We start from the raw sequence: 26,354 nt of genomic DNA, 5'->3' as shown, positions 1-26,354 counted from the left end.
TTCTCTTCTTTACAAGCTTTACGCGAGCGCATCCAAGAAATCTTCGACCAACTCACATTTGAGCAGGTAATTTCTGTCTCTTCTTATAACTTTATCTTGGAAGCTCTATTCTATGCAGCTTCATATTAATTTGGTATTAGCGTCTAGAGATTCACAATTAATATCAAAAGCCTGACCAAGAATTTCTGTAACCGACTTATCGCTGATAAATTTCTGGATGTCTGTGGTGTACTCTTCAATCTCAGCTTCAGCAAGTTTGCAACGAACCTTTAACTGCTGCTGCATGAGTTGCAAAAATTCCTTTAACGCTTTCCCAGCAGCAATTTCTATGTCTTCTTTCTTAAGTTTCTGGAAAATCTTGCCAGGGATGCCTTTTAATAAATCTTTAGCCCAATCTTTAGCAGCATCCTTGGCTAAGTCTTCCAGAATGGGTTTAAAAATCAACCCGGCGGCCTGAGTTACACCCCACATAGCTAACCAGTCCAGCATAATACTCGCTTCTGTTGAGATTTTGATTACGAGTATATCCACTAGCTGGAGTCATGTTTCCAGATTTCAGGGTTATCGCAGAAACATTACAGGTATCTGGAGAACCTCTCTCTAAATCTCTCTCCTAAAAGGAGAGAGACTTTGAATTTTTTTCTTTCACGCTTCGAGAAAGGGCTTAGGGGGGTAGGTTTCGCGTTAGTTTTTCGCAGATTAATCAAGATTATCTGGATTTATGCCAAGCGATCGCAATTTACCCCATAGCAGGCTCACCTCACTCTCGCTACGACCATGAGCCGCCGCTAGTTATACCAAGGGATACGTGCAATCAATTACCACTATTTGAGAAAAACCAAGTCCTCAGCGTTGGGTTTGTCAAACACAAACTTGGCTTTTTGACCGAGAAGGAAAGCTGTTAAGACGCTCCTCTGGATAATGGTTTCGAGGCTAAGTAGCTTGAGGAATATTTTAGTTGACAAGAGCGATCGCTCTGCCTTTTTTATCGGTTCACCCATTTTTTGATGAGTTAGAAAAAATAGCAGTAGATAAAGATATTTTAAGTATTTAAAAAAAATAATAGTCCTGAGTTAACTTTGTTCAAATTCTTGGTTAAATCGGCCGGCCAAGAATTATGTGTAATATATATCGCTACCAAGGTAGAGGGAGGTTAAAAATGGTTGCATTTACTCTAAAACCAACACAGATGCTTGGACGCATACTATCTGCATCACTAATTAGTTTGATGTCCTTAGAGGTTCTTAGCACCGCAGCGATCGGCCAACCCCCCCCTGCGTCTGTTGAAACTAAGCTGAAAGTGCCTAGTACAATGACCTCTTGGCCCTTTAATACTACCCGTTACTTGAAAGTGCCGCCCAAATTCTCTATCTCTGTTTATGCTCGCATTAACAAAGCTCGCTTTCTGGCAGTTGCTCCCAATGGGGATCTTCTAGTATCACAGCCCAGTTCCGGTAAAGTGTTAATTGTCCGGCCAAATGGCAGCAAAGACCCAATTATTTCTGACTTCGTAACGGGTCTACGCAAACCACACGACATTGTGTTTCATAAGATTGACAACACGACATACGTTTATATCTCTGAGACTCATCAAATTAACCGCTTCATCTACAACTCTGGAGATAAAGTAGCGAAAAATCGTCAAATCGTTGTAACTGGCTTACCAGACAGCAGCACGCGGGAACTCAAAGGCGCTTATGGTCACGAACTGAAAAATATCGCACTTGATGGCAACCACAAACTGTACGTGTCGATCGCCTCTACATGCAATGCCTGTAAAGAAGATACTGTCAGTAATCCAAAGCGTGGTGCAATTTACCAGTACAACGCTAATGGAACCAATCAGCGGCTTTTTGCTCAAGGTTTACGTAATGCCGAAGGGTTAGCATTCTTACCTGGCACAAACGATCTTTGGGTAGTCGTTAATAATCGAGATAACATCGCCTATCCTTTCAACGATAGCAGTGGCAATTACGGTAAGATTATCCCCTCCTACGTAGACAACCACCCACCAGAGGAGTTCACGAAAGTTCGAGATGGCGGTAACTACGGTTGGCCATTCTGCAATCCCAATCCTTATACCCCAAATGGCCTTGACAATATGCCATTTGACCGCGACTATCAGTTCAATGCTAATGGAAGTGTTAATTGCAATACACTGGACAGGATTAGCAAAGGTATCCAAGCCCATTCCGCTCCCTTGGGACTAACATTCTTACAAAATACCAACTTTCCCCGTCTATACTCAAATGGGGTAGTGGCAGGGCTGCATGGTTCATGGAATCGGCAGAAGAAAACGGGCTACAAAATAGTTTACTTTCCCTGGAACAGTACAACAAAGACACCAGGGCAGGAGATAGATTTAGTCACCGGTTGGGTAGTTCCAGCAACGCAAGAAACCTGGGGGCGACCCGTGGATATGGTAGTAGACCAGCAAGGTAATTTGTTAATTTCGGATGACTACAGCGGCGCTATCTATAAGCTCTCCTACACGCCGTGATAACTGATTAAGGTCTACAAAGACCTTAATGGCGGAATTTCCTAGTCTTTTCTTACAACTCTAGGAGTATACAAAGGCAACCGAGATGACTTAAATATTGTTGGTAATAACTGCGATGTCTACGACGGGCTGCACCAAGGTAATTTTTCCCACTGCACGGCCCGTTTCGCTATAAGCATGAGCCGCTGCTAGTTCTTGTAAGGTATATGTGCGATCGATTACCACACGAATTTTACCCGCTTCAATCAAGTCTTTGAGATAAATCAAATCTTGAGTATTGAGTTTTTGCAAAATAAATTTGGCTTTTTGACCGGAAAGAAACGCTGTTAAGACGCTCTCTAAAAAGACTTCGGGACCGGGTAGTGTGGTGATATAAATTCCATTGGGTTTGAGGACTCTTTTAGTTTGAGAGAGCGATCGCTTACCCACTGCATCAAAGATAATGTCATACTGCGCTATATCTTCAGTGAAATCTTGTTGCGTATAATCAATCACGCGATCTGCTCCTAGAGATTTCACTAAATCCAAATTTTTGCTACTGCTAACTCCCGTTACTACTGCCCCTAAAGCTTTAGCAATTTGGACTGCAAAAGTGCCCACACCGCCCGCAGCCCCATTAATCAACACAGCTTGCCCTGTTTGAATATTTCCCTCATTTCGTAGCGCTTGCAAAGCCGTGAGTGCTGCTAACGGCACAGCCGCAGCTTCTTCATAAGATAAGTTCGTTGGTTTAAGCGCCACCACCTTTTCTGGAACTGCTGCAAATTCGGCATAACTTCCTCCAGGGAAGCTAGTACAGCCATAAATAGCATCTCCTAGTTTAAAACGGGTGACACCAGAACCAACGGCTACGACATCTCCCGCCACATCGAACCCCAGAATCTTCGGAAATTTGCTGCCAGTAATTAAACTCAACATCCCCTGACGAATTTTCCAATCAATAGGATTAACGCTACTAGCACGAACTTTCACAAGTAACTGTGTTGGTTCAATTTTCGGTTGCTCCACCTCTTCATACTGCAACACCTCAGTCGCGCCATACCGACGGATAACGACTGCTTTCATCACATTCCTCCTGCTACCATATTTTGCTGAATGAACTCAGACAGCCTGTTTTTCCTGATAAATCTAGTGTAGCGATTTCCTAAAATAGAAATATCAGTCTAAAACTACACCTGTATGCCAGCTAGAGACCTTTATCGCAACAATGTTAAAAATGCTTTGATTAAAGATAAATGGACAATTACTCATGACCCACTGACTCTAAAGTTTGGTAAAAAAGATTTGTATGTTGATTTAGGTGCTAGACAACTGTTGGCGGCGCAAAAAGCAGAATCAAAAATTGCAGTTGAGATTAAAAGTTTTATCGGCAGATCGGATGTTGATGATTTAGAAAAAGCATTAGGTCAGTATATTTTATATCAGGATATCTTAATTGAATTGGAGCCGGAACGAATACTATATCTTGCAGTACCTAATAGTATTTTTGATGATTTATTTTAAGAACCCATCGGTAAACTGTTACTGAAAAATCATCGTTTAAAGCTGATTACATTCGATCCAAAACAGGAGGTCATTAAACAATGGATTACACCAAGTTAGACGACTATCGCCAGATGATTGAAACTATTCTCAGTGAATATGCTTCACTACCCTATTCTTATGCCAATATTCAATCGGAAGTGGTGTTCGATCAAACTCGCGTTGGCGCAGCCTCTCTGAAAGAGACTCGCTATTTGTGGATGGATCTAGGTTGGGATGGCGAATGCCTACGGCACGCTATGCGAACGCCGCATTCATGGCTGTCTGGTTCATATTGACCTGATTGATGGCAAAATCTGGATTCAACGGGATGGCACTGAAGAAGGCGTTGCCGCCGATTTAGAACGGGCTGGAATTTTTAAAGAACACATTGTTCTGGGGTTTCGTCCACCGGAGTTAAGACCCTACACAGGCTATGCAGTTGCTTAAGGTGCAATCGCTCTTTAAAAGTTAACATGGAACATTCTCTTTATTCTTCGGTGGTAAATACAACACCTTCATAAAGCAATTCAATCGGGCATTCAAATTCAATGCTTGATAGAGTGACGATATCTCCAGCCGTGTAGGGATAATAAAGCCACATCCTACCTTCACCCCGACAGTAACGTTCGACAGAGATTTTTTCCGAGTCAATCAAGATATACTCTTGCAAACTAGGGATTGTCAGATAATAAGTAAATTTTTCACCCCGATCTTTAGCGCTTGTACCTGGCGAAAGAACTTCGGCAATCAACTTGGGATGTTGAATAAAGTTGCGGGCATTCAAGTCTTCAGGGTCGCAACTGACAATAACATCAGGATAATAGTAGCGACTCTGGGGAGTAAGTTGCATTTTCACGTCTGACACATTCACTCGACAACCTCTGGAACGCAAATGAGGGTACAAAGGTCTATAGAGATTGAGTGCAATGTCATTATGGGGAATTGTACCGCCTGTCATTGCAAATACTTCGCCATTGGCATATTCGTAGCGAAGGTCTTGCTGAGGTTCCCATTCCAGATATTCCTCAACGGTCATTTTTGGCGGCTGTTGGGGGATGGCGATCATAACTTCAGATTTTTTCACGCTTGGTTTGATTGTAGCTAAATAGTATCAGCAACAAAGAGCGGTATCTAAAAATCCTCTCTCCTAAAAGAAGAAAAGTTTAAAATCTTTTCTTCTTCCTGACACAGGAAGGGGGTGAGGTTTTTTGTTAAGGTTTGTAGTGAGCAATTCAGAAAATTCATTGCGATCGCTCAATCATGTTAGATTATAGTTTGTTGTTTCTCTCAAACACAAAACCTGAGAGTTTCCTGCCCATCTCCTCATTGTGGGAATGAAAAAAAGAAGGTAAAAGTTAAGTTTTTTGAAAATGATATGCAGCAACACACCTATTTTCATTACCTCATATCGCTTACCAGGCAAGACTTAGAACCACAATTGAATATGATTCTCAAAGCAAAAATTAAATAAATATGAATTGCATTTTTACTCTCAAAAAAATGATATGTTAGATACAGAATTGAATTTCGCTTTTTTCTGGAGTAGAACGATATAGACTACTCCAGTTTTTCACCCTCAAACCCTTGTCATTTATTGCTTTTGACGAAACTTGAGGGCAATCTGAGTACACATTTAAATAACCCAAACCTAGTTTCAAGTTAGCTAAAGTTATTGCTGGGATTGGGTTTTACCTGAGTACAAAGAAATCCTGAACCCCCATCTATAAACACTAGAACCCCAACCAAAAAAGACTAGAACCCCTACCTGAAAAAAACTTTTTTAATTCTTGTAATCATTGAAGAATTAGGGTTTTTAGTGTTTGAGTACAAAAGTAATAAATCCAATAAATTCTATCCTAGAGAGACGCAACATCTGGCTGGGAGACGGCTGCTATAAATCTTATATCGCCAATCACCTAACGCTCTGAAACAAAACAAAGCGAAAAGTGAGTGGAGGGATGACATAGCACCATGCCTGAAGTGAAGAGAAGTCGCGCCTTGCGGCACAAATTCTACCCAAGAACCGAACGTTGACATACACCAGCCGAACATCAGATATCTATCGCCTGCTTTACTTGAAAACAAGTTACCCGAACCCAAGGGTTTGCAGGCAGTGTGGAAGACGCGACTTCAATTCTGGGCATGAAAAAGTAGCAACAGCATCTCCCACAGTGGCAGCCAAGTCCACCGACCTTTTGCGAAACTCAATGACATCACCGTCTACACGACTCCTCAACTCCGACGCTACGGAATCGCCAACCCAAGCAAAATCAGGTGGTTGCGGCTGCGACAGCCCGAGCAGCGCCACCGTGGAAAGGGACGAAAAGCTCCAAGAACGCATTGCTAAACATCCCTGCTACAGCGAAGACGCTCATCACCACTACGCCCGGATGCACGTTGCAGTTGCTCCCGCTTGCAACATTCAATGCAACTATTGCAACCGCAAATATGATTGCGCTAACGAAAGCCGTCCTGGAGTAGTTAGCGAATTGCTAACACCAGAAGAAGCCGCACACAAAGCTTTGGTCATTGGTGGCAAGATTCCCCAAATGACAGTCGTGGGAATTGCTGGCCCTGGCGACCCATTGGCGAACCCAGAAAAAACTTTCCGCACATTTGAGTTGATTGCAGAGCAAGCACCAGACATCAAGCTGTGCTTATCAACCAATGGTTTAATGCTGCCAGATTACATCGATCGCATTAAACAATTAAATATAGATCACGTGACGATCACCATTAACATGGTAGATCCAGAGATCGGTGCTAAGATTTATCCTTGGGTTCACTACAAACGCAAGCGTTACAGAGGTCTTGAAGGTGCAAAAATCCTCCACGAAAGACAGATGGAAGGATTGCAAGCCCTGAAAGATGCTGACATCTTGTGCAAAGTCAACTCCGTGATGATTCCTGGAATTAATGACCAACACTTAGTCGAAGTGAATCGAGTCATCCGTGAGAAAGGTGCATTCTTGCACAACATCATGCCATTGATTTCTGCACCAGAACATGGCACACACTTCGGTTTAACCGGTCAACGCGGCCCCACACCCAAAGAACTCAAAGAAGTTCAAGACAACTGCTCTGGTAACATGAAAATGATGCGTCACTGTCGCCAGTGCCGTGCTGATGCAGTCGGATTGTTGGGAGAAGACCGCAGCCAAGAATTTTCTAAAGAGAAATTCTTGGAAATGGCTCCCGAATATGACATGGAGCAACGCGCTACTGTTCACGAAGGGATTGAGAAGTTTAAAGAAGAACTTAAAGTAGCCAAAGATAAGGCGCTAGCCGATAAGAAAGTTGCCAACAGTCCGAAAGTTTTAGTTGCAGTTGCAACCAAAGGCGGGGGATTAGTTAACCAACACTTCGGTCACGCGAAAGAATTCCAAATTTACGAAGTGGGTGGAAACGAAGTTCGCTTTGTCGGTCATCGCAAAATTGACCAATACTGCCAAGGTGGATACGGCGAAGAAGCTTCTTTTGAGCATATTATGAAAGCGATCGCAGATTGCAAAGCGGTTCTAGTCTCTAAGATTGGTAACTGTCCTCAAGAAAAATTGCAAGAAGCTGGAATCAAGACTGTTGAAGCTTACGACGTAATTGAAAAGGTTGCTTTGGAGTTCTACGAGCAATACGTTAAGGAATTAGGGAATTAGGGATTAGGGACTGGGGATTAGGGACTGGGAATTAAGAAAGAATTTTCCCAATACCCAGTACCCAATACCCAGTACCCAGTACCCAATCCCAAAAAAGGAGAATAAATCATGGCTTACAAAATTCTTACTAGCCAGTGTATTTCCTGCAATCTCTGTCTATCTGTATGTCCCACAAATGCAGTTAAAGTGGTTGACGGACAGCACTGGATTGACCCTGAACTTTGTACAAACTGCGTTGGTAGCATTCATACCGTGCCTCAGTGTAAAGCTGGTTGTCCTACCTGCAACGGTTGCGTTAAGCAGCCTAGCGATTATTGGGAAGGCTGGTTTACCAATTACAACCGCGTAGTTGCTAAATTAACAAATAAACAAGATTATTGGGAACGTTGGTTTAACTGTTATTCCCAGAAATACTCGGAACAGTTGCAAAAGCGCCAACCCCAAACAATTCGTAATTCGTAATTCGTAATTGAAGACAACAATGCAAAATAACTGCATCTATCTCGATAATAATGCCACCACTAAGGTAGACCCAGAAGTTATAGAGGTAATGCTACCTTACCTGACAGATTATTACGGCAATCCCTCCAGTATGCATACCTTTGGTGGGCAAGTCGGTAAAGCAGTGAGAACAGCAAGAGAACAACTTGCAGCCATCCTGGGAGCTGATGAATCTGAAATTGTCTACACAAGTTGCGGAACTGAGGGAGATAACGCCGCGATTCGAGCCGCATTGTTAGCGCAACCAGAAAAGCGACATATTGTCACTACTCAAGTAGAACATCCAGCAGTACTCAATGTCTGCAAACAATTAGAAACCCAAGGTTATAGTGTTACCTATTTATCAGTAAATCATCAAGGGCAGCTGGATCTAGATGAACTAGAAGCTTCCTTGACGGGTAACACCGCCTTGGTGACAATTATGTATGCTAATAACGAAACCGGAACGATTTTCCCGATTGAACAAATTGGGTTGCGTGTCAAAGAATATGGCGCTATCTTCCATGTAGATGCGGTGCAAGCAGTGGGAAAAATCCCATTGAATATGAAGACTAGCACGGTGGATATGTTAACCCTGTCTGGTCACAAGCTGCACGGCCCCAAAGGAATTGGTGCTTTGTATATCCGGCGCGGAGTTCGGTTCCGTCCCTTCATTCTTGGGGGACACCAAGAACGCGGACGTAGGGCGGGAACAGAGAATGTTCCAGCAATTATCGCCTTGGGCAAAGCTGCGGAACTAGAACTGTTACACTTAGAAGAAGCGATCGCCAGAGAAAGAAAGCTGCGCGATCGCCTCGAACAAACTTTACTCGCTAAAATTCATGATTGTGTAGTTAATGGCGACGTTACGCAGAGATTGCCAAACACCACAAATATCGGCTTCAAGTACATCGAAGGTGAAGCAATTTTACTGTTATTGAACAAATACGGTATCTGTGCATCATCCGGTTCTGCTTGCACCTCCGGTTCTTTGGAACCCTCTCACGTCCTGCGGGCAATGGGCTTACCCTATACAACTTTGCACGGTTCAATTCGCTTCAGTCTTTGTCGCTACACCACAGAAGCCGAAATCGATCGAGTAATAGAGGTAATGCCCAGTATTGTAGAACGTTTACGCGCCCTCTCACCCTTCAAAAATGATGATGCAGGTTGGTTGCAAGGACAAGAACAAGCACTAGCGCATCGTTAGGGATAGGGACTGGGGACTGGGGATTAGGGACTGGGAATTAAGGAAGAATTTTCCCAATACCCAGCACCCAATCCCCCAATCTAAAATCCAAAATCTAAAATCTAAAATTCATTATGTGGGACTACACCGATAAAGTATTAGAACTGTTTTACGATCCCAAAAATCAGGGAGAAATTGAAGAAACGAGCGAACCTGGAATTAAGGTTGCAACGGGTGAAATCGGCAGCATTGCTTGCGGTGATGCTCTGAGATTGCACCTGAAAGTAGAAGTGGAATCTGATAAGATTCTAGATGCTCGCTTTCAAACCTTTGGCTGTACTAGTGCGATCGCATCTTCTAGTGCATTAACCGAAATGGTCAAAGGTTTAACCTTAGATGAAGCTCTGAAAGTGTCCAACAAAGACATTGCAGATTACCTGGGTGGTTTGCCAGAAGCAAAGATGCATTGCTCTGTCATGGGACAAGAAGCGCTAGAAGCTGCTATCTATAATTATCGTGGCATACCTCTAGCTACCCACGATGATGATGATGAAGGTGCATTAGTTTGCAGTTGCTTTGGCATCAGCGAGTCTAAGATTCGTCGCGTGATTCTAGAAAATCATCTTACGGATGCCGAACAAGTAACAAATTATGTAAAAGCTGGTGGCGGATGCGGTTCCTGTCTAGCGAACATTGATGATATTATTAGATCAGTTCAACAGGAATACGCCTCACCTGCTCTCAACAATTACGGCGTACAAGTTGCCACAGAAATTGTTAATTCAAAGCAACGAGCGCTAACCAACGTGCAAAAGATTGCTCTAATTCAAAAGGTTCTTGATGAAGAAGTCAGACCCGTACTCATCGCTGACGGGGGAGATGTAGAACTCTATGATGTAGAAGGCGATCGCGTTAAAGTTGTACTGCAAGGTGCTTGCGGTTCCTGTTCTAGTAGTACAGCAACTCTCAAAATTGCGATCGAAGCCAGATTACAAGATCGTGTCAGCAAGAGCCTTGTAGTCGAAGCAGTTTAGGAATTGCTGTAGGACTTAACCTACTCTACAAATACGCTCTAATATGCATTCAGCCAGGAACAGAAAGTAGGATTTGAACCGAATCATTGTCTCCACTCGATGCTTCATACCAATTCTTTCTTAATTACGAACTTGTACTGAGCGTAGTCGAAGTATTACGAATTGGTATCAGTCTTACCACAATTACGGCTAACAGCATATAGGCGAAGAGATTAAGCGCCTAAAAAGCAAATTTCATCATCCAACTCGCTTCAAAGGAACAGGATATGAGCACATTGTACGACAAACTTGGTGGACAATCAGCTATTGAACAAATAGTAGATGAACTCCACAAACGCATTGCCACAGACAGCCTCCTCAATCCCATTTTTGCTGGTACAGATATGGCCAAGCAACGTAATCATCTAGTTGCTTTCTTATCTCAAATATTTGAAGGGCCAAAGCAATATGCCGGTCGTCCAATGGACAAAACCCACGCAGGATTGAATTTACAGCAACAACACTTCGATGAGATCGCAAAACTCTTGGGTGAATCAATGGCTGTGCGTGGAGAGTCGCCAGAAGACACCAAAGCTGCACTAGAGCGCATCTCAAATTTCAAGGGCGCTATTTTAAACAAGTAATAGGACTATGCATTGATTGTTGACAAACAACATCAAGTCCTATTGAATCTTGCAAGCTGAAACACATTATGACGTATTTGTAAATTGCGTAATTTTCTTTGTTCTTTGTCAAAACAAATGACAAAGGACAAAGGACAAAAAACAAAAAGAAAAAAAATTTAACGAGGACGATCGATGTACTTACTTTCAATAATTTTAGCTGTGGAGCGATCGCCCCCAGCAGGCATTTATGCCAACGCTACCAACGATGCTCTACACGCGCTCACTACTGTAGCTCAACTGGCGTGAACGCAACTGACAAACGCACAGACCCACTAACCAACCAATTGCAGGGAAACACGAACAATGACAGAAGAAAATATAAGACAGATAGCTTTCTACGGTAAAGGCGGTATCGGTAAATCTACCACCTCTCAAAACACCTTGGCAGCTATGGCAGAAATGGGTCAACGCATCCTCATCGTCGGTTGCGACCCTAAAGCTGACTCCACCCGTTTGATGCTGCACAGCAAAGCTCAAACAACCGTTCTTCACCTCGCCGCAGAACGTGGTGCAGTAGAAGATATCGAAATCGAAGAAGTAATGCTGACCGGTTTCCGTAACGTTCGTTGCGTAGAATCTGGTGGTCCAGAACCCGGTGTAGGTTGCGCTGGTCGTGGTATTATCACCGCCATCAACTTCTTAGAAGAAAATGGTGCTTACCAAGACCTAGACTTCGTATCTTACGACGTATTAGGTGACGTTGTGTGTGGTGGTTTCGCAATGCCTATCCGCGAAGGTAAGGCACAAGAAATCTACATCGTTACATCTGGTGAAATGATGGCGATGTACGCTGCTAACAACATTGCTCGTGGTGTTCTTAAGTATGCTCACACCGGTGGCGTGCGTTTGGGTGGTTTGATTTGTAACAGCCGTAACACAGACCGAGAAATCGAATTGATCGAAACCTTGGCAAAACGGTTGAACACCCAAATGATTCACTACGTACCCCGTGACAACATTGTTCAACACGCAGAATTGCGCCGGATGACCGTTAACGAGTACGCTCCAGAAAGCAACCAAGCTAACGAATATCGGATTTTGGCTCAAAAAATTATCGACAACAAGAATCTGGCTATTCCTACACCCATCGAAATGGAAGAACTAGAAGAATTGTTGATTGAATTCGGTATTCTCGAAAGCGACGAAAATGCTGCCAAGTTGGTTGGTAAGACTGCTGCTGAAGCTCCTGTAGTCTAAGTCGCTGCTAATAAATAACGCTTTAGCACAAGGAAAAAGGAAGAGTTTTATATCTTACCTTTTCCTCTCTCTAGCATCTCCCCCCTAACCTTAGAGGGGACTCCTAGTCCCCCTATGCCCCGATCCTTACGAGTCACAGAGGCTAAATATGACACCTCCAGAAAATCAAAACATCATCGAAGAAAGAAAAGAACTAATTAAAGAAGTTCTCAGTGCTTACCCAGAAAAAGCTGCTAAAAAGCGCGAAAAGCACTTAGGCGTATACGAAGAAGGTAAGTCCGATTGCGGCGTTAAGTCTAACATCAAATCCCTGCCTGGGGTAATGACCGCTCGTGGTTGTGCTTACGCCGGTTCTAAAGGCGTGGTTTGGGGCCCTATTAAGGACATGATCCACATCAGCCACGGGCCTGTAGGTTGCGGTTACTGGTCTTGGTCTGGTCGTCGTAACTACTACATTGGAACCACAGGTGTTGATACCTTTGGTACCATGCACTTCACCTCTGACTTCCAAGAAAGAGATATCGTGTTCGGCGGTGACAAGAAACTTGTCAAGCTGATCGAAGAACTAGATGTACTTTTCCCCCTCAACCGTGGTGTTTCCATTCAATCTGAATGTCCCATCGGTCTAATTGGAGATGACATCGAAGCTGTTGCTCGCAAGACATCGAAAACAATTGGTAAGCCAGTTGTACCCGTGCGTTGCGAAGGCTTCCGGGGTGTTTCCCAATCTTTGGGACACCACATTGCGAACGACATGGTTCGTGACTGGGTATTCACCAGAGCAGACCAAGCGAAAAAAGACGGTACACTTCAATTTGAAGGTACTCCTTATGATGTAGCCATTATTGGTGACTACAACATCGGTGGAGATGCTTGGGCTAGCCGCATCCTGTTAGAAGAAATCGGCTTGCGCGTAGTCGCTCAGTGGTCAGGTGATGGCACCATCAACGAAATGTTGATGACCCCCAATGTGAAGATGAACCTCATCCACTGTTACCGGTCGATGAACTACATCAGCCGTCACATGGAAGAAGCTTACGGTATACCCTGGTTGGAATACAATTTCTTCGGCCCCACCAAGATTGCTGAATCTTTACGGGAAATCGCTTCCAAGTTTGACGAAACAATCCAAGCAAACGCTGAGAAAGTTATCGCCAAGTATCAGCCCACAATGGATGCGGTAATTGCTAAGTATCGCCCCCGTTTGGATGGTAAGACCGTTGCCATCATGGTTGGTGGTCTACGTCCTCGCCACGTTGTCCCAGCTTTCTTAGACTTGGGCATGAAGATGATTGGTACAGGTTATGAGTTCGCTCATAATGACGATTACAAACGTACCACTCACTACATCGAAAACGGCACCATCGTTTATGACGACGTTACCGCTTACGAATTTGAGGAATTTATCAAAGCGCTGAAGCCTGATTTGGTAGCTTCTGGTGTGAAAGAGAAGTACGTCTTCCAAAAGATGGGTCTTCCTTTCCGTCAAATGCACTCTTGGGATTACTCCGGCCCTTATCACGGTTATGACGGCTTCGCCATCTTCGCTCGTGATATGGACTTGGCACTCAACAGCCCAACCTGGTCATTAATTGGCGCTCCTTGGAATGAAAAAGCTCAGGCTAAGAAGGCTGAAGCTAAGGCTAAGGCTGCCGTCTAGGGAAATGGGAGAGAGCGATAAGTAAGGATAACCTGGGGTTTTAAGCCCCAGGGGGGAGTTGGGAATCCAAAATTCAAAATTGAAAAATTAAAATTTATTTTTATTTTTGCATTTTGAATTTTGAATCACATTCTCACTCCCTTGTAGAGACGAGATTAATCGCGTCTGTACCGGATTAATCGCCTTTCTCCCACTTCCACCTCGATTAGTAAAGAATTCAGTAAGCTTGGAGATCCAGAAATGCCTCAGAATCCAGAAAAAATTCAAGATCACGTCGAGTTATTCCACCAGCCTGAGTACCAACAGCTATTTGAAAACAAAAAGCAGTTTGAAAACGGTCACGAAGCCGAAGAAGTAACACGGGTTGCAGAGTGGACAAAAGGTTGGGATTATCGTGAAAAGAACTTCGCTCGTGAAGCTTTAACCGTTAACCCTGCTAAAGGTTGCCAACCACTAGGAGCAATCTTTGCTGCTGTTGGTTTTGAAGGTACTTTACCTTTCGTTCAAGGTTCTCAAGGTTGCGTTGCTTACTTCCGCACCCACTTAACCCGTCACTACAAAGAACCATTCTCTGGTGTATCTTCTTCAATGACTGAAGATGCAGCCGTATTTGGTGGTCTACAAAACATGATTGACGGCTTGGCGAACTCTTACCAACTGTACAAGCCCAAGATGATCGCTGTCTGCACCACCTGTATGGCAGAAGTAATTGGTGATGACTTGCAGTCTTTCATCAACAACGCTAAGGAAGCTGGTTCAGTTCCTCAAAATTTCCCAGTACCTTACGCTCACACCCCTAGCTTTGTCGGTTCCCACATCACTGGTTACGACAACATGATGAAGGGAATTCTTTCTAACTTGACCGCAGGTCATAAGAAAGAAACCAGCAATGGTAAAATCAACTTCATCCCAGGTTTTGACACCTACGTAGGCAACAACCGCGAAATCAAGCGGATTGCTTCTTTGTTCGGCTTTGACTACACAATTCTAGCTGACAACAGCGACTACCTCGATTCACCAAACACAGGTGAATTCGATATGTACCCAGGTGGAACAAAGCTAGAAGATGCAGAAGATTCAATCAATGCGAAAGCTACAATTGCTCTGCAAGCACACTCTACCCTCAAAACCCGCGAGTATATTGAAAAAGAGTGGAAGCAACCAACCTCAGTTTCCCGTCCTTGGGGCATCAAGGGTACTGATGAGTTCTTGATGAAACTCAGCGAATTGAGTGGTATCCCCATTCCTCAAGAATTGGAAATCGAACGCGGTCGTGCAGTTGATGCCATGACTGATTCCCACTCATGGATTCACGGCAAGCGCTTCGCTATTTACGGCGAACCAGATTTAGTATACAGCGTAGTTGGCTTTATGCTAGAAATGGGTGCTGAACCTGTGCATATCTTGGTTCACAACAGCAACGAAGTATTTGAAGCAGAAATCAAAGAATTGCTTGCTTCTAGCCCCTTCGGTCAACATGCAACTGTTTGGCCTGGTAAGGACTTGTGGCACATGCGTTCATTGTTGTTCACCGAACCAGTAGATTTCTTAGTTGGTAACACCTACGGTAAGTACCTGTGGCGCGACACCAAGATTCCCCTCGTGAGAATCGGCTACCCCATCATGGATCGCCACCACTTACACCGCTACGCCACCATTGGTTATCAAGGTATAATCAACCTCCTCAACTGGACTGTAAACACCCTGTTTGAAGAAATCGATCGCAACACCAACATTCCTTCTAAAACAGATATTTCCTACGACTTGATTCGTTAGAAATTGCGTAGAAACACAACGTGTTAATTAAGGGCGGGGAATAATTCGTAATTCGTAATTCGTAATTCGTAATTATGAATTATTCCCCCCTTTTTCTTGATAGCATTTACCCAAGGGATTTATAAATGGAAACCATCAATCGCACTCACGAACACACTCACACTCATCCTCATCCTAATTACCATCCACCTAATCAGAAAAAAAGAGGGTGGTTCCACAATCTTCTGAATCCGTTGCGTGGTGTAGTGGATGGAATTCAGGTTAAAAATAATCGCTTCGCTCATCTAATTTGCCAAACAATTCCTTGTTGTTGTCCCTTTGAGCGACAAATTAAATTATTTGGAAAGTGTATTGATATCCCACCACTATGTAAACTCAATCCTTTATATGACGAATTCGTAGGATTGCGTTTCCGCGCTCTATCTTACCTGACCGATGTCTGTGGAGAGGATGTCACAAAATACATTTGTTAGTCATTGGTCATTAGTCATTGGTCATTAGTCATTAGTCATTGGTCATTAGTCATTAGTCATTATTTATTCAAATGACAAATGACAAATGACAAAAGACAAAGGACAAATGACAAAGGACAATTAACAATTAACAGAAGAGAGATGAAAAGCACCCAAGGCAAAATCAACGAGCTGCTGACTGAGACAGGATGCGAGCATAATCAGCACAAACAAGCAGAAAAGAAAAACAAATCATGCGCTCAACAGGCACAACCTGGCGCGGCTCAAGGGGGCTGTGCCTTTGATGGTGCAATGATTGCTCTAGTGCCGATCGCAGATGCAGCGCATCTAGTCCACGGGCCGATCGCCTGTGCTGGTAATTCCTGGGGTAGTCGTGGTAGTCTGTCGTCTGGCCCGCAACTCTACAAAATGGGCTTTACCACTGACTTGGGTGAAAATGATGTCATCTTCGGTGGCGAAAAGAAACTCTACAAAGCGATTCTGGAACTTCACGAGCGCTACCAACCAGCAGCAGTATTTGTCTATGCCACTTGCGTTACAGCCTTAATTGGCGATGATATGGATGCTGTCTGCAAAGCGGCGGCTGAGAAAATTGGTATTCCTGTTGTTCCCGTCATTGCACCAGGATTCATTGGCAGTAAAAATCTAGGCAACCGTTTTGGCGGTGAATCTTTATTAGAATATGTTGTCGGCACAGCAGAACCGGAACATACAACGCCCTATGATATTAACTTAATCGGTGAATACAACATCGCCGGGGAAATGTGGGGAGTAACACCACTGTTAGAAAAATTAGGCATCCGTATTTTGTCTAAAATTACGGGCGATGCTCGCTACAATGAAATTCGCTACGCCCACCGCGCCAAGCTCAACGTCATGATCTGCTCGCGAGCGCTGCTGAATATGGCGAGAAAGATGGAGGAGCGTTACAACATCCCTTACATTGAAGAGTCTTTCTACGGCATCGATGATATGAATCGCTGTCTGCGAAATATCGCTGTGAAATTAGGCGATCCCGATCTACAGGAGCGGACAGAAAAGCTGATTGCAGAAGAAACGGCTGCTTTAGATTTGGCACTGGCTCCCTATCGCGCTCGACTCAAAGGTAAACGGGTTGTTTTGTATACAGGTGGTGTCAAGAGTTGGTCGATTATTTCGGCTGCTAGAGACTTAGGCATTGAAGTTGTTGCTACCAGTACTCGGAAAAGTACTGAAGAAGATAAAGCCAAAATCAAGAAGTTGATTGGCAACGATGGCATCATGCTAGAGAAAGGCAATGCTCAAGAATTGCTACAACTGGTTAAAAACACCAAAGCAGATATGCTGATTGCTGGTGGACGTAACCAATACACAGCTTTGAAAGCTCGAATTCCTTTCCTTGATATCAACCAAGAACGCCACCATCCTTATGCAGGTTATGTGGGAATGATTGAGATGGCGCGGGAATTGTACGAAGCTTTGTATAGTCCGATTTGGGAACAAATACGCAAACCCGCTCCTTGGGAAGAAGAGGAGGAAGTTTAATGGCGTCTGTACCCTCGTTCCCAGACTCAGGCTGGGAACGCATTCCTGAAGGGCTGCCCTTCATTTTAGAGCAGATGAGGCAGAGCCTCACTGTCAGCATTCCCCGGCGGAGCCAGGGAACGAGAAAGTCCGCCTTGGAGGAGGTAGTTTAATGGCGATCGTTACCGCTTCTAACAAAGCACTGACAGTTAATCCCCTCAAGCAAAGTCAAGCTTTGGGCGCAACCTTAGCCTTTTTGGGATTGAAAGGGACGATGCCCTTATTCCACGGTTCTCAAGGTTGTACTGCTTTCGCTAAAGTTGTCCTGGTGCGGCATTTCCGGGAAGCGATTCCCCTTGCTACCACAGCGATGACGGAAGTCACTACTATCTTGGGTGGCGAAGAGAATGTGGAGCAAGCGATTCTGACTCTGGTGGAAAAGGCTAACCCAGAAATTATTGGTTTATGTAGTACTGGGTTGACTGAAACCAGAGGCGATGACATCGAGGGTTTTCTGAAGGAAATCCGTGATCGCCATCCTGAATTAAATAATTTAGCGATCGTTTTTGCACCTACCCCAGATTTTAAAGGTGCGTTGCAAGATGGCTTTGCTGTTGCTGTCGAAAGCATAGTTAAGGAAATCCCTCGCGCAGGTGGACTCAGAACTGAACAAGTCACGATTTTGGCGGGTTCTGCCTTCACACCTGGGGATGTACAGGAAATCAAAGAGATAGTCACATCCTTTGGATTAGTGCCGATCTTTGTACCTGACCTTGGCGCTTCTCTAGATGGACATTTAGAGGATGCTTATAGTGCGGTTACAGTCAGTGGGACTACCTTAAAACAGCTACGAGAAGTAGGTAGTTCTGCTTTCACCTTGGCATTGGGTGAAAGTATGCGGGGGACTGCCAAGATTCTCGAAGAACGTTTTGGCACACCTTATGAGGTGTTTGGCGAACTGACAGGATTGGAACCAGTAGATGAATTTATCCAAGCATTGGCGATTCTGAGCGGTAACAGCGTACCCGAAAAATACCGCCGCCAACGCCGTCAGTTGCAAGATGCGATGTTGGATACTCATTTTTACTTCGGTGCAAAACGAGTTTCCTTAGCGCTGGAACCAGATTTGTTGTGGTCAACAGTGCATTTCCTGCAATCGATGGGTAGTCAAATTCATGCTGTAGTGACAACCACGCGATCGCCTCTGTTAGAAAAACTCCCAGTTAAAAGCATCACCATCGGCGACTTAGAAGACTTTGAGAGTTTAGCAGGCGGTTCTGATTTGCTCATTGGTAACTCAAATGTAGGTGCGATCGCAAAACGCCTCTCGATTCCTCTTTATCGTCTAGGATTGCCCATTTATGACCGCTTAGGTAATGGTCAATTTACTAAAGTTGGTTATCGAGGCACAATGGAACTTTTGTTTGGCATCGGCAACCTATTTTTAGAGGCAGAAGAAGCGAGAGTTAAGCAGTTCCAAGAGTTCGGAACTGTGAGCGCAGAGTTTTGAATTCACACTTGAAAATTCAAAACAGTTCAGTTAAGAGTCGATCCTCCCTAACCCTCCTTAAAAAGGAGGGAATAGAGCAAGTTTTAAATTAGCCCCCCTTTTTAAGGGGGTTGGGGGGATCTTCCAAAGCTAAATATCACTAACTGAACCGTATTGCTTCAAAATTCAAAACTTTAGAGAGGAGAAATACGATGAAAATAGCCTTCACGACGAGTGACCGAGTTCATATTAATGCTCACTTCGGATGGGCAAAAATGATTGATGTTTACGAAATTTCCGATGAGGGATATCACTTCGTAGAAACCCTCACCTTTGAAGGCGAACTCAAAGAAGATGGTAATGAAGACAAAATCACCCCAAAACTTGAGTCAATAGGTGACTGTACGATTATTTACGTAACAGCAATTGGTGGTAGTGCCGCCGCTCGGTTAATCAAGAAAGGTGTCACCCCAGTGAAGGCGCGATCGGAAGAAGAAGAAATTAGCGAAGTGCTAAATAAGCTAGTCAAAACCCTCAAAGGTAATCCTCCACCTTGGTTGCGTAAAGCTTTACAGCCAAAAACCACAAACTTTGCTGATGAAATTGAAGACGAAGCAACAGTATGACCGCAAATAATAGTGTTAACGGAACCGCTACAACTGAAGTCTTGAACTCACCTTTTCTAAAGGTATTAATTAAACAAATCCGTGGTCAAGACAGCTATGGAGTTTATCGTACTTGGTCGGATGAGTTGATTCTCAAACCCTTTATTGTTACCAAACAAAAGAAACGGGAAATCTCCGTTGAGGGCGAAGTCGATCCGATCACACAAGCCCGGATTATGGCATTTTTTCGGGCTGTAGCGGCTGGTATTGAACAAGAAACAGGTTTGATATCCCAGGTTGTAGTTGATTTGAGTCATGAAGGATTTGGCTGGGCGCTAGTTTTTTCTGGTCGTCTCTTGCTAGCTGTGAAAACCTTGCGAGATGCTCATCGCTTTGGCTTTGACTCAGTAGAGAAATTAGCAGAAGAGGGAGAAAACTACGTCAAAAAAGGTCTTGATTTGGCGAAGCGCTTTCCTGAAGTTGGCAAACTTTAAGAGTGCTGAGTGCTGAAAAAGGAGTGGCTGATTGTGCAAGCAGAAGAAACGAGTATTGAGGAACTACAAGGACAAATCAGACGGCTTAACAGCAAAGCAGGTCAAATGAAAATGGATCTGCATGATTTAGCTGAAGGACTGCCAACAGATTACAACCAACTTATGGATGTTGCCGCCGCAACTTATGAAATCTATCGCCAGTTAGATGAACTTAAGCAACATCTGAAAAAATTGGAGAATGCGAAATGACTGGAACTATTGATGAATTCAAGAAACTTGTAGATGCAGAAGAATTTTTTCAATTCTTTAACATGTCCTACGACTTAGAAGTTGTGAATGTAAATCGTCTACATATTCTGAAAAAGTTTTCTCAATATATGCAGGAAATTGATGATAATTCTCCTGACTTGAATCAAGAAGAGAGACTAAATCAATATTCTTTGGCTTTGCAAAAGGCTTATCAGGTATTTATCGAATCAACACCTCACGAACAAAAGCTGTTCAAAGTGTTTAATGACAAGCCGAAAAATGTAGTCACACTGACAGAAATCACTTCTGATTAGGAGGTATAAATTGGTTAACCTAACGCCTACCGAATTGGAACGCTATCGTCGCCAAATGATGCTTCCGAATTTTGGCGAAACAGCACAGAAGCGCCTGAAGTCAGCGACAGTTTTGGTTACGGGTGTGGGGGGATTAGGCGGTACGGCGGCGCTTTACTTAGCAGTAGCGGGCGTTGGGCGGCTAATCTTAGTCCGGGGTGGTGACTTGCGGCTAGATGATATGAATCGTCAAGTTCTCATGACTGATGATTGGGTAGGTAAGCCAAGGGTATTCAAAGCTAAAGAAACTCTGGATGCGATTAATCCTGATGTCCAAGTGGAAGCTGTTCATGATTACATCACCCCGGAAAATGTAGATTCGTTAGTGCAATCTGCCGATATGGCTCTTGATTGCGCCCACAATTTTACAGAGCGCAATTTGTTAAATGAAGCCTGTGTGCGATCGCGTAAGCCAATGGTAGAAGCCGCCATGAATGGGATGGAGGCTTACCTAACGACGATTATTCCTGGTGTGACTCCTTGCTTGTCTTGTCTGTTTCCAGAAAAGCCTGATTGGGATCAGCGCGGCTTTTCAGTTTTAGGCGCTGTTTCTGGGACACTAGCTTGTTTAACAGCTTTGGAAGCTATCAAGCTGATCACCGGGTTTAGTCAGCCTCTATTATCGCAATTGCTGACAATCGACTTAAATCGGATGGAATTTGCTAAACGCCGTTCTTACCGCGATCGCTCTTGTCCAGTATGCGGTAATAGTGCGCCTTGGAGACACGCGCAATCCAATTCGATGGAACCCACAGTCAATAGTCATTAGTCATTGGTCATTGGTCATTAGTAAATGACAAAGGACAACTGACAAATGACAACCCCACCTGAAATCAGAACAACTAATCGCTACAAATCAGGAGAACTGATGGCCGTTATTTTATCAGAAAAAGCAGAATTTCATCTGCGGGCATTCCTTAAAGGTTCCGCACCCGACGCTGATGGCGCAACTAAAGGTGTCCGCATATCTGTAAAAGATGGTGGTTGCAGTGGCTATGAATATGCGATCGATATCACCAGCAAGCCCCAACCAGATGATTTAGTAAGTCAGCAAGGCAAAGTACTGGTTTACGTTGATGCTAAAAGTGCGCCCTTATTAGACGGAGTTATCGTTGACTTTGTTGAGGGAGTGATGGAAAGCGGTTTTAAATTCATCAACCCTAATGCAACTGATACCTGCGGTTGTGGAAAGTCTTTTAAAGCAGGTGACTGTACGCCTACTGGTGTACCTTGCAGCTAACATCATTTCGTTAGTGCTAAGTCAATTGTAGAGACTTCTCATAAACGCACTCCGCAGAGTTTCAATGCTCTTGAGGTAGCTTCTAGTTCGCTTTGCACCCCTTATCTCTATGAAAAAGCTAACTAAACTTAGCATCTCTGTCAGAAGAAGGAAAGCAAAAAGTAGGATAGGTTGCTCAAAAAATTCGGAAATTAGACCAACTGTATAACGTTTGAGGAGAATCTGAAAATGGCTTCCTACCAAGTTAGATTAATCAACAAAAAAGAAGACATCGACACCACAATTGAAGTTGACGAAGAAACCACCATCTTAGAAGCAGCAGAAGAAAATGGTATTGAGTTGCCCTTTTCATGTCATGCAGGCTCTTGCTCTAGCTGTGTTGGTAAAGTTGTCGAAGGTGAAGTTAATCAAGACGATCAAAACTTTTTAGATGACGATCAGGTTTCTAAAGGATACGCTCTACTTTGTGTAACTTATCCTCGTTCTAATTGCACAATTAAAACACATCAAGAAGCATATCTGGTCTAAATTATTACTTTGGTTGCGAAAGACAGCAACCAAATAAAAATGAAGGATGAAGGATGAAAATATACTTCCTTCTTCCTTTCACAATTCATAATTTACAATTAAAATGTTTACCAGTTTTAGTGTTACTGGCTGTTCATTATAATTATTGAGAACCGAAGAGCGGCGAATCGTAACTTTTTGTAAAATTCAAAATCAAACAATCTTGAAAAAACTTGTGTTAATAGGAATAGTAATAGGAACTCATATCAGGTTGCAACAAGATTTTTTTTCTTTGATCCTCTCTCAATCTTGATAACATAGATTTTATCCTAAATTTAGAAAGTGACCGAGCAATTTATGTTCTATATTTGTATAAATAAATGTAATTTTATATAAAAAAATAGAGTGGCTTGCAAAGGAAGCCAACTCTATTCTTTAATCAACAGCAACTATCACATCTGATGATTTAATCACAGCATAAGCTTGCTTACCTTCTGCAAGCGATAGCTTTTCTGCTGATGATTTTGTGATGATTGACACTAGCTCTACTCCTGGCGCTAGTTCTAAAGTTATCTCAGTATTAACTGAACCATGTACAACTTTTTTGACAGTACCCTTCAGAGAATTACGAGCGCTAATTTCCATGTTTTTAATCCACTAATTTAAACTATTTATACTTTAGTAATTTAGCAAGTTTTGATTTTAAAAATAGCTTTTATTAAGATATCTTAATAATTTTTAAATAACCTTATTTGTTTGACAAGCATTACGCGAATAAGTGGGACAGTCATTTGCTCCAAAAAGTAAAATAAAAAATTTAAAAAAATAACTATTGATGTATATTATCATCAACTTAAGATAGCTATTTTGCTATGTGTAAATACTGAGGTATTAATATGATTGCATCTTTATAATAACTAGTTTAAAAAGAGGCTCATATTGTGCAGGATCGAGTTAATACAACAAGGCAAAATCTATTTTTTGAACACTTAAGTTTAGGTGTAGGTGTAGGATTTCCTGTTCCTAAAGACTGGTTGCCAATAACAAGTTTTCCTTTACTAATCATAGTAGGTATGACTGGCGTAGGAAAAAGCACGATCGCAAAAGCTTTGGCTAATGAAGGCTTGGATTTTACACTTTTACCTAATCGTCGTGTTTTAACCGAACGCGTAATAATTGCGCCAATGTTAAAAATGCAAGAGAAACTTGTCCAACCCTATTGCCGGATTAAACGCCTAACTTATACTCGCCTTTATCGAGAACACTTTCCTGGTGGAATGGGTCACATTTTAGCTTCGCTACATATTAATCCACAACAAGTTAACTCTATGTTAGTTTTCGATAGTTTACGTGGTGAAAATGAGATTCGCTATGCAGCTAAGGCTTTAAAAAATGCTAAATTTGTCATGTTAACTGCACCAAATAGTGTACGTTTAGAAAGGCTTATAAAACGTCATGATTCTTTCGATCGAATTGCTAATCAAGAGTTAGACGATTGTATGCAAATTATTCCAGAAGTACTGAGCAATTTTGCTAGTTTGGGCGTACCAGAAGCTTCTGCTTATTTTACTCCTAAAGAAGAACAAAAAATCTTAGAACTTGTCAGTAAACAAGTTGTCACAGGTCTAGAATTGCGGGACAAACTAAAAATATTTGTTGAAGAAAGTCAGAACTATGATTCAGTTTTGACGAAACAGATTTTAGAGGCGATGGATACGAGCGATCGCTCTCTTATAATTGATACTATAGTCAGTCCTCAAGAATCAGCCAAAGCGATTATTTCTCGATTATGCAAATCTGCTAATATAAAAACTGATAAGTGAATATCCTTAGTCAGAATTACTATAGGGATTGCTCAATGTCGCTATCTGAATTTGCAATTGTAGAAAGTACTCTCCGTGAAGGCGAACAATTTGTCAAAGCCAATTTTTCTTCAGATGATAAAGTCGAAATTGCTGAAGCCCTTGCTGAATTTGGAGTGGAATATATAGAGTTAACGTCACCAATTGCTTCACCTCAGTCTAGACAAGACTGTGAAAGATTGGCTCAGTTAAGCTTGCCATCCAAAATATTAACTCACATTCGTTGTCACTTAGAAGATGCTAAAGTTGCTTTAGCAACAGGCGTTGCTGGGATTAATTTAACTATTGGTAGTTCTTCTTTGATGCGTCAGTTCAGTCATGGGAAAAATATTAATCAAATTATTGATTTAGCATCTGAAGTTTTAACTTTTATTCATCAGCAAGCACCTGATATTGAGTTACGGTTTTCGGCTGAAGATTCGTCACGTACTTCTATAAAAGATTTAATCACAATTTATTCCGAGATTGAAAAATTAGGAATTGTCAAACGTATAGGAATTGCCGATACAGTAGGAATTATTACGCCAATGCAAGTATTTGAATTAGTGAAGACTTTGCGCCAGTTCACTAATTTAGATATTGAGTTTCACGGTCATAATGATACAGAATGTGCAAATGCTAACAGTTATACAGCACTGGAAGCGGGAGCAACTCATATTGACACTTGTGTTCTGGGAATTGGTGAGCGTAATGGTATTACCTCGTTAGCTGGATTCATTGCTAGGTTATATGCTACAAATCCAGAACAGATTAAGTCGAAATATCGCTTAGATCGACTTGGTTACTTGCATGAATTAGTTGCGAGAAAAGTTGGAATTTCTATTCCTTTTAACCACTGTGTTTTTGGTGAGAGTGCTTTTAGTCATAAAGCTGGCATTCATACCAAGGCTATGCTTAATAACTCTGAGACTTATGAAGCTATTAATCCCCGAAGTTTTGGTGTAACGCGCTCAATTTTAATCAATCATAAATTGGCTGGAAAACAGGCGGTTAATCACCGAGCTAATGAATTAGGACTTTCCTTTAATTTATCCCAGCTTAAAGATATTACCAATATGTTGAAAACTTTAGCTGACAAACAAAATCTTACTATCGAAGATGTAGACAAGATTTTATATTCTTATCATTGCCAGTAAATATAAAAATATACGCACTTACTATTCAAGTGCAGATCCTCGACTTATTGAAGAAGTCGGGGATCTAAATCCACTTATCTCTGCTATTAATCTATTTTATAAAAAAAACTGTAAAAATTACTGCTTTTCTATTATTTTTCCAGCTTTTTTAAGAAGAATGTTCGCTGTTCTTTAGAAATGATTCATAATTTAAACTTATAAAATTGATAGCATATATGTAAGTTAAAAGGATTTAAATAGCATTTTGGCAAAAATGGTGGGCATTGCTCACCATTCTATTTGTGAAGCAAATTTATATTAGTAAAAAAGTTAAATTAGGAGTAATTATGAATCGAACCAACAGTCAAAGTTTGAGTGAAGTAACAACTCAATGGTTAATAGCAAAAGACTACAATCTTAATGATTTAAATCAGCCGGGTGAAAATGGCGATACAGCTTTGATGAAAGCGACAAGAGAAGGAGTTTATACAGTCGTCAAAGAACTAATTGATGCTGGTGCAGATATCAATGCTCGAAATAGCGATGCCTTCGGCGGGCTACGCCTACGCAACAATGCTTTGTGTTTTGCTTGTTTTGGTAATTACTACGATTTAATTAATTTACTGTTGGCTCATAACATTGACATTAATACCAAATTAATATGAAGCTGCATAGAATAGAGCTTCCAAGATAAAGTTATAAGAAGAGACAGAAATTACCTGCTCAAATGTGAGTTGGTCGAAGATTTCTTGGATGCGCTCGCGTAAAGCTTGTAAAGAAGAGAAA

Annotated in this window: 30 protein-coding genes and 1 pseudogene; 26 read left to right on the top strand and 5 right to left on the bottom strand. The window is 42.4% G+C overall.

Annotation, left to right across the window (positions count from 1 at the left end; all coding sequences use genetic code 11):
• Positions 1 to 120: 120 nt before the first annotated feature.
• Together RMY32_RS27555 and RMY32_RS27550 are read right to left on the bottom strand one after the other, a co-directional pair.
• Positions 121 to 489, bottom strand: a complete 369-nt coding sequence (locus RMY32_RS27555) for a hypothetical protein (protein WP_322709734.1) — start codon at positions 487 to 489, stop codon at positions 121 to 123.
• Between the two features lie 335 nt (positions 490 to 824).
• Positions 825 to 1,001, bottom strand: coding sequence for a hypothetical protein (locus tag RMY32_RS27550; protein ID WP_322709733.1), 177 nt, complete (start codon positions 999 to 1,001; stop codon positions 825 to 827).
• A 158-nt stretch (positions 1,002 to 1,159) separates the two neighbouring features.
• Here RMY32_RS27550 and RMY32_RS27545 point away from each other — a divergent pair, with 158 nt between their 5' ends.
• The gene (locus RMY32_RS27545) at positions 1,160 to 2,500 is read left to right on the top strand and encodes a PQQ-dependent sugar dehydrogenase (protein ID WP_322709731.1); all 1,341 of its coding nucleotides are present in this window, start codon (positions 1,160 to 1,162) and stop codon (positions 2,498 to 2,500) included.
• Between the two features lie 90 nt (positions 2,501 to 2,590).
• Here the strand turns inward: RMY32_RS27545 and RMY32_RS27540 are convergent, their stop codons facing one another.
• Entirely contained in the window at positions 2,591 to 3,565 is a 975-nt protein-coding gene (locus RMY32_RS27540; protein ID WP_322709729.1) for an NAD(P)-dependent alcohol dehydrogenase, read from the bottom strand.
• A 114-nt stretch (positions 3,566 to 3,679) separates the two neighbouring features.
• On the opposite strand from RMY32_RS27540, the gene RMY32_RS27535 reads away from it, so the two are divergent.
• The 3 genes from RMY32_RS27535 to RMY32_RS27525 all read left to right on the top strand — a co-directional run bounded on the left by RMY32_RS27535 (position 3,680) and on the right by RMY32_RS27525 (position 4,471).
• The gene (locus tag RMY32_RS27535; RefSeq protein ID WP_322709727.1) at positions 3,680 to 4,003 is read left to right on the top strand and encodes a XisH family protein; all 324 of its coding nucleotides are present in this window, start codon (positions 3,680 to 3,682) and stop codon (positions 4,001 to 4,003) included.
• Between the two features lie 113 nt (positions 4,004 to 4,116).
• Positions 4,117 to 4,320 (top strand): hypothetical protein, encoded by a 204-nt coding sequence (locus tag RMY32_RS27530; RefSeq protein WP_322709726.1) that lies wholly within the window; start codon positions 4,117 to 4,119, stop codon positions 4,318 to 4,320.
• Positions 4,259 to 4,471 (top strand): XisI protein, encoded by a 213-nt coding sequence (locus tag RMY32_RS27525; protein WP_322709724.1) that lies wholly within the window; start codon positions 4,259 to 4,261, stop codon positions 4,469 to 4,471. The genes RMY32_RS27530 and RMY32_RS27525 overlap by 62 nt, the downstream gene beginning before the upstream one ends.
• Positions 4,472 to 4,511: 40 nt before the next feature.
• Here the strand turns inward: RMY32_RS27525 and RMY32_RS27520 are convergent, their stop codons facing one another.
• On the bottom strand, positions 4,512 to 5,090 hold the full coding sequence (locus tag RMY32_RS27520; protein WP_322709739.1) for a Uma2 family endonuclease: 579 nt from the start codon (positions 5,088 to 5,090) through the stop codon (positions 4,512 to 4,514).
• A gap of 1,141 nt (positions 5,091 to 6,231) precedes the next feature.
• Between RMY32_RS27520 and nifB the strand changes: the two genes are divergently transcribed.
• The 19 genes from nifB (at position 6,232) to RMY32_RS27425 (ending at position 22,612) form a co-directional block, all read left to right on the top strand.
• Positions 6,232 to 7,677, top strand: coding sequence for a nitrogenase cofactor biosynthesis protein NifB (gene nifB, locus RMY32_RS27515; protein WP_322709737.1), 1,446 nt, complete (start codon positions 6,232 to 6,234; stop codon positions 7,675 to 7,677).
• A gap of 108 nt (positions 7,678 to 7,785) precedes the next feature.
• Positions 7,786 to 8,139 (top strand): 4Fe-4S binding protein, encoded by a 354-nt coding sequence (locus RMY32_RS27510; protein ID WP_322709723.1) that lies wholly within the window; start codon positions 7,786 to 7,788, stop codon positions 8,137 to 8,139.
• Between the two features lie 19 nt (positions 8,140 to 8,158).
• Positions 8,159 to 9,367, top strand: a complete 1,209-nt coding sequence (gene nifS / locus RMY32_RS27505; protein ID WP_322709721.1) for a cysteine desulfurase NifS — start codon at positions 8,159 to 8,161, stop codon at positions 9,365 to 9,367.
• 113 nt (positions 9,368 to 9,480) lie between these two features.
• Positions 9,481 to 10,380, top strand: a complete 900-nt coding sequence (nifU, locus tag RMY32_RS27500) for a Fe-S cluster assembly protein NifU (RefSeq protein ID WP_322709719.1) — start codon at positions 9,481 to 9,483, stop codon at positions 10,378 to 10,380.
• Between the two features lie 266 nt (positions 10,381 to 10,646).
• Positions 10,647 to 11,003, top strand: a complete 357-nt coding sequence (locus RMY32_RS27495; RefSeq protein WP_322709718.1) for a group 1 truncated hemoglobin — start codon at positions 10,647 to 10,649, stop codon at positions 11,001 to 11,003.
• A 345-nt stretch (positions 11,004 to 11,348) separates the two neighbouring features.
• Complete coding sequence (gene nifH / locus RMY32_RS27490) at positions 11,349 to 12,242, top strand: nitrogenase iron protein (RefSeq protein ID WP_322639553.1); 894 nt, start codon at positions 11,349 to 11,351, stop codon at positions 12,240 to 12,242.
• Positions 12,243 to 12,390: 148 nt separating this feature from the next.
• Complete coding sequence (gene nifD / locus RMY32_RS27485) at positions 12,391 to 13,902, top strand: nitrogenase molybdenum-iron protein alpha chain (RefSeq protein ID WP_322709716.1); 1,512 nt, start codon at positions 12,391 to 12,393, stop codon at positions 13,900 to 13,902.
• A gap of 240 nt (positions 13,903 to 14,142) precedes the next feature.
• Positions 14,143 to 15,678 carry a nitrogenase molybdenum-iron protein subunit beta gene (nifK, locus tag RMY32_RS27480; RefSeq protein ID WP_322709715.1) on the top strand — a complete coding sequence of 512 codons (1,536 nt, stop codon included), beginning with the start codon at positions 14,143 to 14,145 and terminating at the stop codon, positions 15,676 to 15,678.
• A 125-nt stretch (positions 15,679 to 15,803) separates the two neighbouring features.
• A complete protein-coding gene (locus tag RMY32_RS27475) occupies positions 15,804 to 16,151 on the top strand; it encodes a Mo-dependent nitrogenase C-terminal domain-containing protein (protein WP_322642577.1) in 348 nt (115 codons plus the stop codon).
• A gap of 141 nt (positions 16,152 to 16,292) precedes the next feature.
• A complete protein-coding gene (nifE, locus tag RMY32_RS27470; RefSeq protein ID WP_322709735.1) occupies positions 16,293 to 17,675 on the top strand; it encodes a nitrogenase iron-molybdenum cofactor biosynthesis protein NifE in 1,383 nt (460 codons plus the stop codon).
• A complete protein-coding gene (locus tag RMY32_RS27465; RefSeq protein ID WP_322709714.1) occupies positions 17,675 to 17,827 on the top strand; it encodes a hypothetical protein in 153 nt (50 codons plus the stop codon). Before nifE ends, RMY32_RS27465 begins: the two co-directional genes overlap by 1 nt.
• A complete protein-coding gene (gene nifN, locus RMY32_RS27460; protein WP_322709713.1) occupies positions 17,827 to 19,164 on the top strand; it encodes a nitrogenase iron-molybdenum cofactor biosynthesis protein NifN in 1,338 nt (445 codons plus the stop codon). Before RMY32_RS27465 ends, nifN begins: the two co-directional genes overlap by 1 nt.
• Positions 19,165 to 19,355: 191 nt before the next feature.
• Positions 19,356 to 19,769: a nitrogen fixation protein NifX gene (nifX, locus tag RMY32_RS27455; RefSeq protein WP_185580866.1), complete on the top strand. Its 414-nt coding sequence runs from the start codon at positions 19,356 to 19,358 to the stop codon at positions 19,767 to 19,769.
• On the top strand, positions 19,766 to 20,242 hold the full coding sequence (locus RMY32_RS27450) for a NifX-associated nitrogen fixation protein (protein WP_174710311.1): 477 nt from the start codon (positions 19,766 to 19,768) through the stop codon (positions 20,240 to 20,242). The genes nifX and RMY32_RS27450 overlap by 4 nt, the downstream gene beginning before the upstream one ends.
• 33 nt (positions 20,243 to 20,275) lie before the next feature.
• Entirely contained in the window at positions 20,276 to 20,491 is a 216-nt protein-coding gene (locus RMY32_RS27445) for a CCE_0567 family metalloprotein (protein ID WP_322681496.1), read from the top strand.
• Positions 20,488 to 20,805, top strand: a complete 318-nt coding sequence (nifW, locus tag RMY32_RS27440) for a nitrogenase-stabilizing/protective protein NifW (RefSeq protein WP_322709712.1) — start codon at positions 20,488 to 20,490, stop codon at positions 20,803 to 20,805. The genes RMY32_RS27445 and nifW overlap by 4 nt, the downstream gene beginning before the upstream one ends.
• A 10-nt stretch (positions 20,806 to 20,815) precedes the next feature.
• Complete coding sequence (locus RMY32_RS27435; RefSeq protein WP_322709710.1) at positions 20,816 to 21,613, top strand: HesA/MoeB/ThiF family protein; 798 nt, start codon at positions 20,816 to 20,818, stop codon at positions 21,611 to 21,613.
• A 99-nt stretch (positions 21,614 to 21,712) separates the two neighbouring features.
• Positions 21,713 to 22,084 carry an iron-sulfur cluster assembly accessory protein gene (locus RMY32_RS27430; RefSeq protein ID WP_322681497.1) on the top strand — a complete coding sequence of 124 codons (372 nt, stop codon included), beginning with the start codon at positions 21,713 to 21,715 and terminating at the stop codon, positions 22,082 to 22,084.
• 228 nt (positions 22,085 to 22,312) lie between these two features.
• Complete coding sequence (locus RMY32_RS27425; protein ID WP_069069799.1) at positions 22,313 to 22,612, top strand: 2Fe-2S iron-sulfur cluster-binding protein; 300 nt, start codon at positions 22,313 to 22,315, stop codon at positions 22,610 to 22,612.
• A gap of 414 nt (positions 22,613 to 23,026) precedes the next feature.
• Here RMY32_RS27425 and RMY32_RS27420 read toward each other — a convergent pair whose 3' ends face one another.
• The gene (locus tag RMY32_RS27420; RefSeq protein WP_322667910.1) at positions 23,027 to 23,236 is read right to left on the bottom strand and encodes a molybdopterin-binding protein; all 210 of its coding nucleotides are present in this window, start codon (positions 23,234 to 23,236) and stop codon (positions 23,027 to 23,029) included.
• 296 nt (positions 23,237 to 23,532) lie between these two features.
• Here RMY32_RS27420 and RMY32_RS27415 point away from each other — a divergent pair, with 296 nt between their 5' ends.
• From RMY32_RS27415 to RMY32_RS27405, 3 genes and pseudogenes are all read left to right on the top strand, one after another.
• On the top strand, positions 23,533 to 24,414 hold the full coding sequence (locus tag RMY32_RS27415; protein ID WP_322709709.1) for an AAA family ATPase: 882 nt from the start codon (positions 23,533 to 23,535) through the stop codon (positions 24,412 to 24,414).
• A gap of 35 nt (positions 24,415 to 24,449) precedes the next feature.
• The gene (lysS, locus tag RMY32_RS27410) at positions 24,450 to 25,589 is read left to right on the top strand and encodes a homocitrate synthase (RefSeq protein WP_322709707.1); all 1,140 of its coding nucleotides are present in this window, start codon (positions 24,450 to 24,452) and stop codon (positions 25,587 to 25,589) included.
• A gap of 326 nt (positions 25,590 to 25,915) precedes the next feature.
• Positions 25,916 to 26,224, top strand: a pseudogene (locus tag RMY32_RS27405) (ankyrin repeat domain-containing protein); the annotation flags it as partial.
• Positions 26,225 to 26,354 lie beyond the last annotated feature (130 nt).

Origin of the sequence: Nostoc sp. ChiSLP03a, assembly GCF_034531215.2 — a bacterium.
Taxonomy (GTDB): domain Bacteria; phylum Cyanobacteriota; class Cyanobacteriia; order Cyanobacteriales; family Nostocaceae; genus Nostoc.
Note: the sequence above shows the minus strand (reverse complement) of the source record. Positions and strands in the feature narration are given on the sequence as shown.

Excerpts from the sequence above, each read along its gene's own strand:
- RMY32_RS27555 (WP_322709734.1), bottom strand. The coding sequence starts at position 489 with ATGCTGGACTGGTTAGCTATGTGGGGTGTAACTCAGGCCGCCGGGTTG.
- RMY32_RS27550 (WP_322709733.1), bottom strand. The coding sequence starts at position 1,001 with ATGGGTGAACCGATAAAAAAGGCAGAGCGATCGCTCTTGTCAACTAAA.
- RMY32_RS27545 (WP_322709731.1), top strand. The coding sequence starts at position 1,160 with ATGGTTGCATTTACTCTAAAACCAACACAGATGCTTGGACGCATACTA.
- RMY32_RS27540 (WP_322709729.1), bottom strand. The coding sequence starts at position 3,565 with ATGAAAGCAGTCGTTATCCGTCGGTATGGCGCGACTGAGGTGTTGCAG.
- RMY32_RS27535 (WP_322709727.1), top strand. The coding sequence starts at position 3,680 with ATGCCAGCTAGAGACCTTTATCGCAACAATGTTAAAAATGCTTTGATT.
- RMY32_RS27530 (WP_322709726.1), top strand. The coding sequence starts at position 4,117 with ATGATTGAAACTATTCTCAGTGAATATGCTTCACTACCCTATTCTTAT.
- RMY32_RS27525 (WP_322709724.1), top strand. The coding sequence starts at position 4,259 with ATGGCGAATGCCTACGGCACGCTATGCGAACGCCGCATTCATGGCTGT.
- RMY32_RS27520 (WP_322709739.1), bottom strand. The coding sequence starts at position 5,090 with ATGATCGCCATCCCCCAACAGCCGCCAAAAATGACCGTTGAGGAATAT.
- nifB (WP_322709737.1), top strand. The coding sequence starts at position 6,232 with ATGACATCACCGTCTACACGACTCCTCAACTCCGACGCTACGGAATCG.
- RMY32_RS27510 (WP_322709723.1), top strand. The coding sequence starts at position 7,786 with ATGGCTTACAAAATTCTTACTAGCCAGTGTATTTCCTGCAATCTCTGT.
- nifS (WP_322709721.1), top strand. The coding sequence starts at position 8,159 with ATGCAAAATAACTGCATCTATCTCGATAATAATGCCACCACTAAGGTA.
- nifU (WP_322709719.1), top strand. The coding sequence starts at position 9,481 with ATGTGGGACTACACCGATAAAGTATTAGAACTGTTTTACGATCCCAAA.
- RMY32_RS27495 (WP_322709718.1), top strand. The coding sequence starts at position 10,647 with ATGAGCACATTGTACGACAAACTTGGTGGACAATCAGCTATTGAACAA.
- nifH (WP_322639553.1), top strand. The coding sequence starts at position 11,349 with ATGACAGAAGAAAATATAAGACAGATAGCTTTCTACGGTAAAGGCGGT.
- nifD (WP_322709716.1), top strand. The coding sequence starts at position 12,391 with ATGACACCTCCAGAAAATCAAAACATCATCGAAGAAAGAAAAGAACTA.
- nifK (WP_322709715.1), top strand. The coding sequence starts at position 14,143 with ATGCCTCAGAATCCAGAAAAAATTCAAGATCACGTCGAGTTATTCCAC.
- RMY32_RS27475 (WP_322642577.1), top strand. The coding sequence starts at position 15,804 with ATGGAAACCATCAATCGCACTCACGAACACACTCACACTCATCCTCAT.
- nifE (WP_322709735.1), top strand. The coding sequence starts at position 16,293 with ATGAAAAGCACCCAAGGCAAAATCAACGAGCTGCTGACTGAGACAGGA.
- RMY32_RS27465 (WP_322709714.1), top strand. The coding sequence starts at position 17,675 with ATGGCGTCTGTACCCTCGTTCCCAGACTCAGGCTGGGAACGCATTCCT.
- nifN (WP_322709713.1), top strand. The coding sequence starts at position 17,827 with ATGGCGATCGTTACCGCTTCTAACAAAGCACTGACAGTTAATCCCCTC.
- nifX (WP_185580866.1), top strand. The coding sequence starts at position 19,356 with ATGAAAATAGCCTTCACGACGAGTGACCGAGTTCATATTAATGCTCAC.
- RMY32_RS27450 (WP_174710311.1), top strand. The coding sequence starts at position 19,766 with ATGACCGCAAATAATAGTGTTAACGGAACCGCTACAACTGAAGTCTTG.
- nifW (WP_322709712.1), top strand. The coding sequence starts at position 20,488 with ATGACTGGAACTATTGATGAATTCAAGAAACTTGTAGATGCAGAAGAA.
- RMY32_RS27430 (WP_322681497.1), top strand. The coding sequence starts at position 21,713 with ATGGCCGTTATTTTATCAGAAAAAGCAGAATTTCATCTGCGGGCATTC.
- RMY32_RS27425 (WP_069069799.1), top strand. The coding sequence starts at position 22,313 with ATGGCTTCCTACCAAGTTAGATTAATCAACAAAAAAGAAGACATCGAC.
- RMY32_RS27420 (WP_322667910.1), bottom strand. The coding sequence starts at position 23,236 with ATGGAAATTAGCGCTCGTAATTCTCTGAAGGGTACTGTCAAAAAAGTT.
- lysS (WP_322709707.1), top strand. The coding sequence starts at position 24,450 with ATGTCGCTATCTGAATTTGCAATTGTAGAAAGTACTCTCCGTGAAGGC.